The organism is Streptomyces sp. NPDC032822, from assembly GCF_055578825.1.
In genome coordinates this window covers 450,912-464,834 of sequence record NZ_JBVIOL010000001.1, presented here as the reverse complement: position 1 = coordinate 464,834, position 13,923 = coordinate 450,912, and the positions used below count along the sequence as shown (strand labels likewise).

Sequence of the window (13,923 nt, the reverse complement as noted above, 5' to 3'; positions counted from 1 at the left end):
CCAAGAGATGAACATCCGGGCCCGGACAGCCGAGGGGCCCGGTCCGCGGTAAGCGGTCCCGGGCCCCTCCGGAGTACGGTCGTACGGCCTACAGGCCGGGCCCCGCGCCCAGGTCGGCGCCCGGCACCGCCTGCAGGACCGGCGCGAGCACGCCCACCTGGGGCAGCTTGGGCTCCGGCAGGCCGAAGTTGTCGGGGTTCGGGGCGGTCAGCGGGGCGTCGAGGGTCAGGCCCGGCGCCAGCGTGCGCAGGTCGGAGGCGGGCGCCTCGACGCCGACGTGGTCGAAGTCGTCCCCGAGGATGTGCGGCACCGGTGTACGCAGGCCCGCGCCGGGCAGCGCGCCGCTGATCGGCAGCTGCGGGATGACCCGCTCCGGGATGAGGCGCCCCTCGACGTACTGCGGTCCCTCGGGCGCGCCCGGCGTCAGCAGCGGGAGTTCCCCGCCGAGCTTGGGCAGTTCCATGTTGAGGGAGTGCTCGACGCCCTCCAGCGGCACCGGCACGGGGACCGTGTCCACCGCCGCGGCGGGGGTGGCGGTGGCCCCCACCGCGGCCGCGACGCCCGCGATGACGGCGGCAAGGGTTCCTCGGGTGGTCGACTTCATGTCAGGTACGGTCCCTTTCAGGATGTTCGGGGTTCGGGTTCGGGATGCGGCGATCTCAATGCCCGTACCGCGTAACGATCCTGGGGCGGCGACCAGCGCAAGATTCCCCCGACTGCCGCAGTAGTACGACCTACGGCAGTCAGCTCGTCCAGAAGTCCCACCATCGCGTCAGGATCAGCATGGCGACGATCCCGACGTGCGACAGCGGCGGCACCCAGGCGAATTCGTCGAGGAAGGCCCGCAGCCGTCGTGGCGCGGGCAGGAACGCGTGCCGTACGGCGTGTGCGGTGACGTACCAGAACATGAGGATCGTGGCGACCCACGCCAGGCAGCACCACAGGCACAGGGCGTTGATCCGGTACAGCGACTCGAACTGCAGCCAGGTCACGAACCCGATCCCGAACAGACAGCCGGCGGCGAAGACCAGCCAGTACCAGCGCGGGAAGGCCACGGCGGACAGCAGGCTCACACCGACGCAGACCACCACGGCGTAGGCGACCAGGCCCAGCATCGGGTTGGGGAACCCGAAGGCCGCGGCCTGGTCGCTCGTCATCACGCTGCCGCAGGACACCACCGGGTTCAGGCTGCAGCCCGGGGTGAAGTCCGGGTCCTCCAGCAGCTTGAACTTGTCGAGGGTGATGACCCAGGAGGCCAGCAGTCCGGCCGCCCCCGTGATCACCAGCAGCAGGGCGAGGCCCCGGCCGGAGCCGGCGGTCGCCGCCCGTGTGCGCTGTCCCGCGGCGTCGGTCATCGGCTGCGCAGGGCGCGGGCCGGCAGCACGACGTGCGCCGCCGCGTTCAGGGTGTCGTCGGCGCCCGCGAAGGCGGCCAGCGCCTCCGGGTCGACCGGCTTGCCCGGCTCGGCCTCCGGCCAGGGGCGGGTGGTGAACACGAAGTAGGCGAAGCCGCGTTCGCCCACGGCGGCGAGCCACTCCGGGGGCGGGGTGCACTGGGCGTTGAAGACCGGCATGTTGACGACGGCGGTGCCGGACTCGACGAGCAGGCTGACCGGCAGGCTGGGCCGGGCGTTGCCGTCGACGAGGTCGCCGCCGACGGGCAGGCCGTTGTTCTCCAGCAGCGCTTCGACGGCGGCCGTGGAGGCCTCCGGGCCGTTCGCGCCGTCCCCGAGGGAGTAGGCGAGGAGGTAGGGCATGTCGCCGTCGGGGGCTTCACCGCTCCAGGCCATCACGACGAGCGTGCCCAGATCGGGCGCGCGGAAGGGGCGGGTTTCGCTTGAGGTTGAGGTCACCGCGCGACCTTATCGACGCACCGGAATACGGCCGACCGTGTTCTCACCCGACCGGGCGATTGCCCAGGTCCTGTCCACACGAACGAGGGACGTTTTTCGAACAGCGCGAAGGGCCGACTCCGTGGGGTACGGAACCGGCCCTTCGGCGAGGGCTCCGGAAGAGGGCTCGGGACGGGCGCTCTCGAATACGTCAGCCCTGCAGCGGAAGTCCGCCGAGAAGCCCGCTGGAGTTCAGCGTGGTGGTCGCACCCTTGACCGTGTTGAGCACGGAGTCCTTGTTCTCGGAGTCCAGCGCGTTCGACTGGTGCTGCAGCGGCATCGCGTCGCCGGGCTGGAGAGGAGTCGAGGTGAGGGTGTTCACGGCGCCGGTGAGGCTGGTGGGCGTGACGTCGGCGGCGTTGTGGGCGAACGCGGGCGCGGCGGCACCGGCGAGGACCATGGAACCGGCAACTACAGCGGCAGCCTTCAGGGACTTCATCGTGTTCCTTTCTTCGGCAACTCATGTCACCAGAGAGAATTCTGACGCCGTGCCTAACGAGCCCCGACCGGCCCGGAAACCCTTTGAGCAGAAACTTTCTGCAACCCACCCGAATGAAGAGTGTGTCTCATCGGCGTTTCTCATCCTCATATGAGATCCCTGAAAGATTGCGCTTTCCGGAGCGGGTGCCGGAAAGCGCACCGGAAATGGCGGTGGGGCCGGTCCCCGTCGGAGACCGGCCCCACCGCGCGACCACTCAGGACGTGGGCAGCAATCCCGACGTCGGCAGGGAACTCGTGGGCAGCGAACCGGTGGGGAGCGAACTCGTCGGCAACCCGCCCGTCGGCAGACTCGGCAGGCTCGGCAGTGCCGGCAGCCCCGGCAGGCTCGGGGCGGGCAGCCCGCCGCCGAGCAGGAGGGCGGCGACGACGTTGACGAGACCGGTCACGACACCGGTGACGGCCGGCACCACCTGGGCGACGTCCCCGGAGGTGACCGCCTTCAGCAGGGTGTCGACCGCCTTCTGCAGCCCGGCGAGCGCGTCGGCCACGAGGTCGGCGGGCAGCTCGGCGGCCGGCGCCTTGGAGTCGCCGCTCCTCGTCGTCGCGGGCAGCGTGGGCAGGGCCGGGAGGGTGCTGGTCGACGGGACCGCCGGAGCCGCGGGGACTGCCGGAGCGGCGGGGACCGCCGGGACCGCGGGTGCCGCGGGCGCCGCCGCGGTGACCTTGGCGATGGCGTCCTTCACGGCGTCGCCGAGCTTGGTGGCCTCCTCGGGGGAGAGCTGGCCGTTGTCCGCCTTGAGTACGGCGTTGAGCAGGCCGGTGACGGGGGTGAGCACACCACCGAGGTCACCCAGACCCTTGACCTGGGCGAGGAGCCCGTCCGCGCCGGGGACGGGTGCACGGGACGCCGCCTGGACGCTCGCGCCGGCCGACTCCCGCTCGACCGCCACCGCGGCGGGCGCGGCGAGTCCGAGGAGGAGGGTGGCACAGAGGGCGGAGGAGGCGATACGCCGTGCGGGCAGAGCACGCATGGGTGGTCCTTTCGATGTGCTCGGATCTTGAACCCACCGTGGAAGCGGCCTCCGCGCTCTGCAACTGTTCGAACCCCATTCGGGCGAGCCGAACAGAACGCGAACCGGCCGCCACCCCGTGGTGGAGCCACGGGAGGACGGCCGGCGAAATGCTCGCGCGACGACGTCAGTCGTTGACGCACTCGTTGCCGAACGCGGGGTTCAGCAGACCGATCACGTTGACGGTGTTGCCGCAGACGTTGACCGGAACGTGGACCGGAACCTGGACCACGTTGCCCGACAGCACGCCCGGGGAGTGGGCGGCAGCGCCCTGCGCGCCACTGTCGGCGACGGCGAGACCGGCGGTGCCCGCAACGGCGGCGGCCGCAACGGTGGTCAGGGCCAGGCCCTTCGCGATACGCGACATGGAGAGGTGCTCCTTGGGTTGAAACAAACTTCCGGGCGGGGGTGCCCGGCGCTGTGTCAACGCGCGGCACCCGCGCGGGTTGTGCCGCCAATGGGGTGATCTCGCGGAAGGCCCGACTTCACCGTTCCGACACACTTGTCGGGTTTCATCGAATAAATACTGATAGCGGCTACAGTTGCGGACCTCTTGACGCACCCCTATAGCCAGCACATCGCATTCTTTTCCCGAAAGGGCGACGCCGGTCATGCGTAATTCCCGGTCTCCGTTGCTGCGCCGTGCGGTGGCGGGCGTCCTTGCCCTCGGAACGCTCGGCCTGCCCGTCGGCGCCCGGGCGGCGGCTTCGACCTGTTCTACGTCGATGTCGACCGCGACCCGAACACCTACGGCTCCTCCCGGGCCGGTCAGGAGATCAGGCTGCGCGGCCTCGGCTTACCGCGGCACGCCTCCGGCCGCGCCGGACCGGTCGCGTACGACGGGGACCGCGGCCGTACCGGTGATTCCCTCACCGTGTCGGGCACCGCGGACGCCGCGCGGGCCGCGACCGCGACCCCGCTCGGCGAGTCCGCCAACCCCCTTGCGGACGTACTGGATTCGACGATCTCCGAGCCCGGCACGGCCCCGGCGGAGCGGGTTCCGGCGTACCGGAACGCCCTCGGCCACGACTCCGATGTGTTCGAACTCGGAAAGGCGCTGCGGCCCGGTGGTGACCAGCTGGCCTTCCGGCTCGTTTCCCAGCAGGACGCGGCATGGGTCGGCGTGCTCTTCGTCGCCGTAGACGCCCGCACGTAGGCGCGTTCCCGCCCGTCCCAGCGCCGTCCGTGAGCGAGGAAACCGCGCATGCACCAGCCAGCCCCCGACCCTCGGCCGCGGGTCCTGCATCTCACCCAGCCGGTGGACGGCGGGGTCGCCCGGGTGGTGACCGACCTGGTGCGGGCCCAGCTGACGGCGGGTCTGCACGTCACGGTCGGCTGCCCGGAGGGTCCGCTCGCCCCCGCCCTGCGCGCGCTCGGTGCCGACGTACGGCACTGGGACGCGACCCGCTCGCCGGGTCCGACACTTGTTCGGGAGGTACGCCGGCTCGCTCGCCTGATCGACGACGTACGACCCGATCTGGTGCACGCCCACAGTGCGAAGGCCGGATTGGCCGGCCGGCTCGCCGTGCGGGGGCGGATCCCGACCGTGTTCCAGCCGCACGCCTGGTCGTTCGAGGCGGTCGGCGGGGCCACCGCCGAGCTGGCGTTGCGGTGGGAGCGGTGGGGGGCGCGTTGGGCTTCCCGGGTGGTGTGTGTGAGCGCGGCGGAGCGCGCGACCGGGGTGCGCGCCGGGGTCGCCGGGCGGTGGAGCGTGATCCCCAACGGCATCGACCCCGAGCGTTTCCACCCGGCCGCCGTCGACACCGTACGGGCGGCGCTGCTTCCCGAGGTCGATCCCGCGGCGCCGCTCGTGGCGTGTGTGGGGCGGCTGTGCCGGCAGAAGGGACAGGACGTCCTGCTGCGGGCGTGGGAGGCGGTCCTGGCGCGGGTGCCGCACGCGCGGCTCGTGCTGGTCGGTGACGGGCCCGACCTGGACCGGCTGCGGTCCCGCGCGCCGGCGTCCGTGCTGTTCGCGGGGGCCGTCACCGACACCGTTCCGTGGTACCAGGCCGCCGACCTGGTCGTCCTGCCGTCGCGCTGGGAGGGCATGGCCCTCGCACCGCTGGAGGCGATGGCGTGCGGGCGACCGGTGCTGCTGACCGACGTGGACGGCGCCCGGGAGAGCCTGCCGCCGGGGCTCCCACCGCACTGTCTCGTCCCGGCGGAGAACCCGGCCGGGCTGGCCGGGGCCGTCACGGACCTGCTGCTCGACCCGCTGCTGCGCGAGTCGCTCGGCCATCTGGGGCGCCGTCACGTCCTGTCCACGCACGACGCGCGGCGTACGGCCGAGGCGGTGGCGGGCGTGTACCGCGAACTGCTGGGGGCCTCGTTGCGCGTGCCCACCGAGTACAGGGAGTCCATCCACTCGTGACCGCGGAAAGTACCGTCCCCTCGCCCGGCGGGCAGCCACGGGATCTCGGATTCTCGCCCGTCTCCGTCATGCCGCCGCGCGGCATCACCGCCGGTTTCCGGTTCCCGGCCCGCAGACCCCCGGCCCGGCCGGCCTCCCCGCTGCCGCTGCTCGCCGCGGACGGCGTCGCCGCCCTGCTCGGTGCCCTGGCACTGACCGGAACCCAGCATCGGCCGCTGCTCGGCGCGCTGCTGGTGGCCGCGTCCCTGCTGCTGCGGCCGCACACGCCCCGCTCCGTGCCGGGCGTCCTCGACGAACTGCCCGCCGTCTGCGCCCGGATCGCGATGGCCTGGCTGACGCTGGCGGCGCTCGTGGCGGCGTACGCGCCCCAGCACGCGCTCTCCGCGCGCACCCTCGCCGCGGGCTTCCTGATCCAGAGCGCGGCGGGCTGCGCGGTCCGCGCTCTCGTGCACCGGCGGCGGCGCACGACACGGCTGACCCGGCCGCGCGCCGCCCTGGTGATCGGCCCGGCGGCGACCGCGCAGCGGGTGGCCGCCGCCGTCCTGCGGCATCCGCACTGCGGGGTACGGCCGGTGGGAGTGGTGGCCGAACAGCCGGACGGCGGCGACGGGCTGCCGGTGCTGACGACGGGTCAGGAGGTCGAGCGGGCCCTCATCCAGAACGGCGTCCGGGACGTCCTGGTCGTGCATCCCTCGGTACGGTCCCAGCAGGGGCCGCTGCTGCGGGCGCTCGCCGAGTCGGGCTGCGCGGTGTGGGACGTCGACGCGGACTCGCCGTCGTACGGGATGCGGGACCAGCTCGCCGGGTTCTCCTGCCGTCGGCTGGAGATGGGTTCGCGGCGGCACGGCGGCGTCGGCAAGCGGGCGCTGGACATGACCGTGTCCGGGACGCTGCTGCTGCTGGTGAGCCCGCTGCTGCTGGTGTGCGCGGTGGCGCTGCGGCTGAGCGCCGGACCGGGTGTGGTGTTCCGGCAGGAGCGCGTCGGCCGGGACGGCAGGCCGTTCACGCTGCTGAAGTTCCGCACCCACCGCCCGGTCGACGAGCACGAGGCGGCGACCCGCTGGAGCGTGGCGAACGAACACCGCATGCCGTGGTTCTGCCGCTTCCTGCGCCGCTCCTCACTGGACGAGCTGCTCCAGCTGTGGAACGTCTGCCGGGGCGACATGAGCCTGGTCGGCCCGCGCCCCGAACGCCCCTACTTCGTCGCCGAGTTCAGCCGGACCTACCCCGGCTACGCGGCCCGCCACCGGATGCAGACCGGCATCACCGGTCTCGCCCAGATCCACGGGCTGCGCGGCGACACCTCCATCGAGGACCGGGCCCGCTTCGACAACGCGTACATCGACAACTGGTCGCTGTGGCAGGACATCTGCATCCTGCTGCGCACCGCCGTCGCGCTCGTCCGCCCGACGGGGAGCTGATCCCATGACACCTCCACAGCTCCGCCGCCTGAGCCCCGTCCTGCCCGTGCTGGCCGTGGTCGCCCTGCTCGGGCTGCCGCTCGGGCCCGGCGGCGAGGGCGGCGCGGGCCCCGCCGACGCGCTGTCCGCGCTGGTGGTCCTGTACTGCGCGATCCGTCTCGTACGGGACCGGCGGCGCCCCCTGTCCCGTACCGCCGGCGTGCTGCTCGGCCTGCCCGTGGTCGGGCTCGCGGTCGCCGCGATGGGGGCGTCCTCGCCGGGCGCCGGGCTCACCGGCATGGGCCGCTATCTCCAGGTCTTCGTGCTGGTCCCGGCCGCCGTCCTGCTGCTGATCCGCGGCCGGGCCGACTTCCGGCTGCTGGCCTGGTCGTTCGTGGGGCTCGCGCTGTGGCAGGGGGCGATCGGCGTGCACCAGTTCGCCACCGGGACCGGTGCCTCGTACCAGGGCGAGGAGATCCGGGCCGTCGGCACCTTCGGCGCCCAGGACGTCATGGGCATGGCGACGGTGGTGTCCTTCGGTCTGGTGTGCGCGGTAGGGCTGGCGCTGGGGCGAACCTCCGTACGGCAGCGGGCCGTTGCCGCCGGGTGCGTACTGGCCCTGCTGCTGCCGCTCGCGCTGTCCTTCAGCCGGGGCGCGTGGATCGCGACGGCGGTGACGTGCGCGGTGCAGCTGATGCTGGCCGGGACGCGCCGGGCCCTGAAGGTCGGGGCGGTGGTGGCCGCGACCGGGGTGATCCTGGTCGGCGGGTTCGGCGTCGGTTCGGCGATGCTCCAGGAGCGGATCACCAGCATCACCCAGGTCACCGACGCACCCGACCAGTCCGTGACCGACCGGTACACGATGTGGGCGGCGGCCATCGGCATGTGGCGCGAACAGCCCCTGGCGGGCGTCGGGTTGAAGGGCTTCCCGGAACACCGGGACGCGCACGCCTCGCTGGCGCTGTCCTCGGGCAGCGACACCGAGGGCGCTGGCGCCGCCTTCCGTGTGCAGCCGCTGCTCTCCCCGCACAACATGTACCTGCTGATCCTCGCCGAACAGGGCCTGATCGGGCTCCTCGCGCTGGCCGGGAGCTGGCTGGCGCTGCTGGTGTGCGGACTGCGCCGGCTGGCCCGGGTCCGGGAGGACGGGCGGGGCCTGGACTGCGGGCTCGTCGCCTGCGGGCTGTTGGTCTGGCAGCTGACCGACTTCGTGTACGCCGACATCGGCGGCCCTTCCACCGTGCTGACGGCGTTGTGCTTCGGACTGGTGGCGTGGTGGGCGCTGGCCGGCGGCGGCTCCCGCGAGGCCGCCGCCGGGCGACCGGTCCCGGTGTACGCCGAGAAGGCCGCGGCGCGATGAGGGTGACGCCGTCCCGGACCACCCCCGACACCGCCGCGACCGTCCCCCCGGCCCGCACCGCGGACCCCACCGAACTCGCCCCCGTCTCCCGCGGGTTCCTCGCCAAGGCCACCCTCGTCACGGCGGTCCTCTCCGTCGCCGGGGCCCTGCTCGGGCTGGTCCGCGACCAGGCGCTGGCCCGGCTCTTCGGGGCCGGCAGCGAGACGGACGCGTTCCTGGTGGCGTGGACGGTGCCGGAGTTCGCGGCCACCCTGCTCATCGAGGACGGGCTGGCCTTCGTGCTGATCCCGGCGTTCAGCCTGGCGTTGGCCCGGCGTGCGCAGGGCGCCCCCGGCGACCCCGTCCGCTCGCTGGTCGCGTCCACCCTCCCCCGGCTGGCGCTGGCCTTCGTCGCCGTGTCCGCGCTGATCGTCGGCACCGCCCCCTACCTGGTCGAGGCCCTGGCACCGGGCCTGCCCGACCCGTCCCTGGCCGTCGACTGCACCCGCGTCACCGCGCTCTGCGTGCTGGGCTTCGGGCTCGCCGGGTACTGCAGCGCCCTGCTGCGGGCGCACCGGCGGTTCCTGGCGCCGGCCGCGATCTACGTGGCGTACAACACCGGCATCATCACGGCGATGTTCCTGCTGGGCGGGCAGTGGGGGGTGCGGTCGGCGGCGGTCGGGGTCGCGGTGGGCGGCGGGCTGATGGTGGCGGTCCAACTGCCGTCGGTGTGGCGGCGGTTCCGCCGGAAGGCGGCGGTCGCGAAGGAGCCCGTCGTCGAGGCGCCGGACCGGGCGGTGACGCTGGCGCTGGTCTCCACCGTCCTGCTCTTCGCGCTGTGCCGGCAGTCCCAGGTCCTCATCGAACGGTTCCTCGCCTCCACCCTTCCGGCCGGGGCGATCTCGCACCTGAACTACGCGCAGAAGGTCGCGCAGATCCCGATGACACTGTCGCTGATGCTGTGCACGGTCACCTTCCCGGTGGTCGCGCGGGCGCTGGCCGACGGTGACATCGAGCGGGCCCGCGACCGGGTGGAGCGGGACCTGGCACTGGCCGCCTGTCTGGTGCTGCTCGGCGCGGGCACGGTGATCGCCTGTGCCCCGCAGATGATCGAACTCCTCTTCCAGCGGGGCGCGTTCACCGCCGAGGACACGGCGGCGACGGCGAACGTGATGCGGGTGTACGCGCTCGGACTGCTCGGCCAGACCCTGGTCGGCTGTCTGGTCCGCTCGTACTTCTCGGCGGGCCGCCCCACCTGGTACCCGGTCGCCACGATGACCGTCGGCATCATCGTCACCTCCTGGTTCGGCGCCTGGGCGGTGGGCCCCTGGGGTGTCACCGGGATCGCCGCCGCCAACGCGGCCGGCATCACCGTCACGGCCGTGCTGCTGCTGGCCGGCATGGGTCCGCGCAGTGTCCCGATCCGTACCCGGCGGGTGCTGGCCGAACTGAGCCGGCCGGTGCGGGCGGCTCTGGTCGCGACGATCGCGGGCGCGTTCGTGGCGAGCCGCTTCGAGGACCCGGTGCCCGGTCTCGCCGTCGGCACCGCCACGGTGACCGCCGTGTTCGCCCTGCTCGCCTGGGCGCTGGACGCCCAGGGCTTCACGCCCGCCCTCCACTCCGTACGACACCTCACCCGTACCGTCACACGAAGGCTCCCGCATGGCCGCAACCGTTGACTCCGCCGACCGCAGCACCCGCACCGGGCCCGTCCCCTGGGTGGCCATGTACCACTCCGTGGGCGACTGCTCCGACGACCCGTACCGCATCACCGTCACCCCGCAGCGGCTGGTCGGCCAGCTGCGCCGGCTCCGCGGCTGGGGCCTTCGGGGCGTCTCGATGGCCGATCTGCTCGCCGCCCGGGCCCGCGGCGAGGGCCGGGGCCTGGTCGGGCTCACCTTCGACGACGGGTACGCCGACTTCGTCGAGCACGCCCTGCCCGTGCTCCGCCGCCACGACTGCGGCGCCACCCTGTTCGTCCTGCCGGGCCGCCTCGGCGGCGACAACGCCTGGGATCCGCTGGGCCCGCGCAAGCCCCTCCTCACCGCCGACGGCATCCGGCACGCGGCCGGCGAGGGCGTCGAGATCGGCTCGCACGGACTGACCCACGTCGACCTGACGAAGGCGGACGACGTCACGCTCAAGGCGGAGGTCGTCGAGAGCCGGGCCGCGCTGGAGGAGCTGACCGGGGCGCCGGTGACCGGCTTCTGCTACCCGTACGGCACGATCGACCAGCGCGCCGTCGACGCCGTCCGCGAGGCCGGATACGCCTACGCCTGCGCCATCGACCCCGGCCCGTTCACCGGCCGCCACGCTCTGCCGCGCCTGCACATCGGGCAGAACGACACCGCCGTACGCCTCTTCCTGAAGTACCGGCTGCACCGTCTGCGCCGGCACCCCGTCGAGGGGGTCTGAGGTGAAGGCCCTGCAGGTCATCACCGGTCTCGGGGTGGGCGGTGCCGAGCAGCAACTGCGGCTGCTGCTCGGGCATCTGCCCGTCGACTGCGACGTCGTGACGCTCACCAACCCGGGCGCGGTCGCCGACGGGCTGGTCGCCGACGGGGTGCGGGTGACCCACCTCGGCATGGCCGGCAACCGCGACCTGGCCGCCCTGCCCCGCCTGGTCCGGCTGATCCGCCGCGGCGGCTACGACCTGGTGCACACCCACCTCTACCGGGCCTGTGTCTACGGCCGGCTCGCCGCGCGGCTCGCCGGGGTCCGCGCGATCGTCGCCACCGAACACTCCCTCGGCGACTCGCAGATGGAGGGCCGGGAGCTGACCGCGGGCGTCCGCGGGCTCTACCTGGCCAGCGAGCGCCTGGGCCGCGCCACGGTCGCCGTCTCCCCCACGGTCGCCGCCCGCCTCAGACGCTGGGGCGTACCGGGCCCCCGGATCGAGGTCGTCCCGAACGGCATCGACCTGGACCGCTTCCGCTTCGACCCGGCGAGGCGTCTGCGCACCCGGCAGCGGCTCGGACTGCCGGAGACGGCGTATGTGATCGGCGGCATCGGCCGCCTCGCCGCGGGCAAGCGGTTCGACGTCCTGATCCACGCCCTGGCCTCGCTGCCCGACGACCACTGGCTGTTGCTGGTCGGCGGCGGCCCCGAGGAGAGCGTCCTGCGCCGGACCGCGCACGAGGCGGGTGTGGCCGACCGGGTGCTGTTCACGGGCGAACGCCCCTACGTCCCCGACGGCTCGCCCGGGCCCGATCTGCCCTCGCTGACCGCCGCGATGGACGTGCTCGCCTCGCCCTGCCCCGAGGAGGCCTTCGGCCTCGCGGCGGTGGAGGCGCTGGCGGCCGGGCTGCCCGTGCTCTACGCCTCCTGCCCGGCGATCGAGGACCTGCCCGCCGACCGCGCGTCCGCCGCACACCGCGTCCAGGGCGGCCCCGAGTCCTTCGCCCGGGCCGTCGCGGACGCCCGCGCCCGGGGCCCGCATCCGCGCACCGCGCCCGACGCCGCCCACCACTACAGCATCACCCGCAGCGCCGCCCAGCTCATGGACGTCTACGCGGCCGCGGTGACCGCCTCTTCCGTGCCCCCGCCACCGTCCCCGTCACCCCAGGGAGTCAGCGCCTCATGACCGAGAACCTCACCGGACCACGCCGCCCCTCCGCCGCCCTGGCCCGCGCCAAGTCCCTCCCCGCCTGGTCCGTGATCGCGGCCGGCACCCTCGCCGGCGGCCTGCTCGGCGGCGTGTACGGCCTCGCCAAGCCGCCCGTGTACACGGCCACCAGCTATGTCGTCGCCGTCCCGACCGAGAAGTCCGACCCGGCGTCCGCGCTCGGCTTCGCCACGGCGTACGGCCGGGTCGCCACGCAGCTCGCGGTGCTCGGGGACGCCCAGGTGTGGGCGGGGGTGCCGGTGCGGACGCTGCGGAACAGCGTGCAGACGGCGACCTCGCCGGACGCCCCGATGGTCGCCATCACGGCCACCTCCGCGCGTCCCGACCTCGCCGCCGACATGGCCAACGCCGTCTCCCGCGCGCTGACCCGGCACGCCAACGACACGCAGGCCACCACCAACGTCAAACTCCAGCAGTTCGCCCGCGCCACCAAGCCCACCTCGCCGTCCTCGGCCTCGTCCACGGTGACGGGACTGGTCGGCGCGAGCGCGGGCGGCCTGCTCGGCGGCCTGACGCTGCTGGTCCGCCCCCGCCGGGCCATCGAGGAACCCGGCCGCCCGGCCTCCGTGCCCGGGCCCGCCACGGCCGCCGACGTCCACGGCCAGCTGTGAACCCCAGCTACACGGTGGAACTCGTCACCGACGAGCGCGCCTTCGCCGAACTGGCCGAGGACTGGGGTGAGTTGTATCGCCGGTGCGCCGCCGCGACCCCGTTCCAGAGCCACGCCTGGCTGCACTCCTGGTGGCTGGCGTACGGCCGCCGCGGCCGGCTGCGGCTGCTGCTGGTCCGGGACGGGGACCGGCTCGTCGGCGCGGCTCCGCTGATGCGGGTCGGCCGCCCGGTCCCCTCGCTGGTGCCGCTCGGCGGGGCGATCTCCGACTACGGGGACGTCCTGCTGGACGACGAGCGCGACGAGGCGGCCGTGACCGCCCTCGCCGAGGGACTCGCCACCGCCGCCCGCACCGCCCTGATCGACCTGCGCGAGGTGCGCCCCGGCGGCGCCGCCGAGCGGATCTACGACCACTGGCGCGGGCCCCGGCGCCGGGTCGGCGACTCGCTCTGCCTGGAGCTGCCCGCCCTGCCGATGGACGACCTGGTCGCCCGGCTCCCCTCGGCGAAGGCCCAGCAGCGGGTGCGCGCCAAGCTGCGCAAGCTGACCGCGCTCGGCGTCGAACGTCATGTCGTGGCGCCGGACGAGGTGGACAAGGCCCTGCGGCGGCTCATCGAACTGCACCAACTGCAGTGGCAGGGCCGCAAGGTGACGTCCGAGCATCTGCGGCCACGGTTCCGCGACCATCTCGTGCGCTCGGTCGGGCCGATGGTGCGCTCCGGGGACGCCGTGGTCACCGAGTTCCGGCTGGAGGACGACGTGGTGGCCGTGGACCTGACGCTGCTGTCGCGGCGGCTGGCGGGCGGCTATCTGTACGGCGCCCATCCGTGCCTGCGGGAACGCAAGGCGGACGTGGCGGTGATGCTGCTCGACGCGTGCGCCGAGCACACCGGCGGGGGCGGGCGCGGCACCCTGAGCCTGCTGCGCGGCAACGAGCCGTACAAGCAGCACTGGCGCCCCGAACCGGTCCTCAACCAGCGCCTGTTGCTCGCCCGGCGGCACACCGCCCCGCTGCTCGCGGCGGTCCTGTGCGACGTGGCCGCGCGGCGGTGGGGCAAGGAACTGCTGCTGGGCTGGAAAGCCCGGTCGGAACGCAAGCCGGACGAGAAGCCGGAACAGAAGGGGCGTGACGGTGGCGGCAGGCCCTGACCGAACCTGCCGCCACTCGTTCCCCGT

At 73.7% G+C, this 13,923-nt stretch carries 14 protein-coding genes and 1 pseudogene; 9 read left to right on the top strand and 6 right to left on the bottom strand.

Annotated features, from left to right (window positions below; genetic code table 11):
• Positions 1-88: 88 nt before the first annotated feature.
• The 6 genes from ACZ5VD_RS02355 to chpG form a co-directional block, all read right to left on the bottom strand.
• The gene (locus tag ACZ5VD_RS02355) at positions 89-604 is read right to left on the bottom strand and encodes a hypothetical protein (RefSeq protein WP_468550461.1); all 516 of its coding nucleotides are present in this window, start codon (positions 602-604) and stop codon (positions 89-91) included.
• 139 nt (positions 605-743) lie between these two features.
• Positions 744-1,355 (bottom strand): vitamin K epoxide reductase family protein, encoded by a 612-nt coding sequence (locus ACZ5VD_RS02350; protein ID WP_468680278.1) that lies wholly within the window; start codon positions 1,353-1,355, stop codon positions 744-746.
• The gene (locus ACZ5VD_RS02345; protein WP_468680276.1) at positions 1,352-1,852 is read right to left on the bottom strand and encodes a DUF5949 family protein; all 501 of its coding nucleotides are present in this window, start codon (positions 1,850-1,852) and stop codon (positions 1,352-1,354) included. Before ACZ5VD_RS02345 ends, ACZ5VD_RS02350 begins: the two co-directional genes overlap by 4 nt.
• Before the next feature lie 190 nt (positions 1,853-2,042).
• Complete coding sequence (locus tag ACZ5VD_RS02340) at positions 2,043-2,330, bottom strand: hypothetical protein (RefSeq protein ID WP_468550464.1); 288 nt, start codon at positions 2,328-2,330, stop codon at positions 2,043-2,045.
• 256 nt (positions 2,331-2,586) lie between these two features.
• On the bottom strand, positions 2,587-3,363 hold the full coding sequence (locus tag ACZ5VD_RS02335) for a hypothetical protein (protein ID WP_468550465.1): 777 nt from the start codon (positions 3,361-3,363) through the stop codon (positions 2,587-2,589).
• 166 nt (positions 3,364-3,529) lie between these two features.
• The gene (chpG, locus tag ACZ5VD_RS02330) at positions 3,530-3,769 is read right to left on the bottom strand and encodes a chaplin ChpG (RefSeq protein ID WP_468550466.1); all 240 of its coding nucleotides are present in this window, start codon (positions 3,767-3,769) and stop codon (positions 3,530-3,532) included.
• A 390-nt stretch (positions 3,770-4,159) separates the two neighbouring features.
• On the opposite strand from chpG, the pseudogene ACZ5VD_RS02325 reads away from it, so the two are divergent.
• From ACZ5VD_RS02325 to ACZ5VD_RS02285, 9 genes and pseudogenes are all read left to right on the top strand, one after another.
• Positions 4,160-4,558: pseudogene (locus ACZ5VD_RS02325) on the top strand (DUF3344 domain-containing protein); the annotation flags it as partial.
• A gap of 48 nt (positions 4,559-4,606) precedes the next feature.
• Positions 4,607-5,773: a glycosyltransferase gene (locus tag ACZ5VD_RS02320; RefSeq protein WP_468550467.1), complete on the top strand. Its 1,167-nt coding sequence runs from the start codon at positions 4,607-4,609 to the stop codon at positions 5,771-5,773.
• Positions 5,770-7,194 carry an exopolysaccharide biosynthesis polyprenyl glycosylphosphotransferase gene (locus tag ACZ5VD_RS02315; protein ID WP_468550468.1) on the top strand — a complete coding sequence of 475 codons (1,425 nt, stop codon included), beginning with the start codon at positions 5,770-5,772 and terminating at the stop codon, positions 7,192-7,194. Before ACZ5VD_RS02320 ends, ACZ5VD_RS02315 begins: the two co-directional genes overlap by 4 nt.
• A gap of 4 nt (positions 7,195-7,198) precedes the next feature.
• The gene (locus ACZ5VD_RS02310) at positions 7,199-8,533 is read left to right on the top strand and encodes an O-antigen ligase family protein (protein ID WP_468680274.1); all 1,335 of its coding nucleotides are present in this window, start codon (positions 7,199-7,201) and stop codon (positions 8,531-8,533) included.
• Complete coding sequence (gene murJ, locus ACZ5VD_RS02305) at positions 8,530-10,191, top strand: murein biosynthesis integral membrane protein MurJ (RefSeq protein WP_468680272.1); 1,662 nt, start codon at positions 8,530-8,532, stop codon at positions 10,189-10,191. Before ACZ5VD_RS02310 ends, murJ begins: the two co-directional genes overlap by 4 nt.
• Positions 10,175-10,927 carry a polysaccharide deacetylase family protein gene (locus tag ACZ5VD_RS02300; protein WP_468680270.1) on the top strand — a complete coding sequence of 251 codons (753 nt, stop codon included), beginning with the start codon at positions 10,175-10,177 and terminating at the stop codon, positions 10,925-10,927. The genes murJ and ACZ5VD_RS02300 overlap by 17 nt, the downstream gene beginning before the upstream one ends.
• Position 10,928: 1 nt before the next feature.
• Positions 10,929-12,095, top strand: a complete 1,167-nt coding sequence (locus ACZ5VD_RS02295) for a glycosyltransferase (protein WP_468550472.1) — start codon at positions 10,929-10,931, stop codon at positions 12,093-12,095.
• Positions 12,092-12,748, top strand: a complete 657-nt coding sequence (locus ACZ5VD_RS02290; RefSeq protein ID WP_468550473.1) for a lipopolysaccharide biosynthesis protein — start codon at positions 12,092-12,094, stop codon at positions 12,746-12,748. The genes ACZ5VD_RS02295 and ACZ5VD_RS02290 overlap by 4 nt, the downstream gene beginning before the upstream one ends.
• Positions 12,745-13,896, top strand: a complete 1,152-nt coding sequence (locus ACZ5VD_RS02285; protein ID WP_468680268.1) for a GNAT family N-acetyltransferase — start codon at positions 12,745-12,747, stop codon at positions 13,894-13,896. Before ACZ5VD_RS02290 ends, ACZ5VD_RS02285 begins: the two co-directional genes overlap by 4 nt.
• Positions 13,897-13,923: the final 27 nt, after the last annotated feature.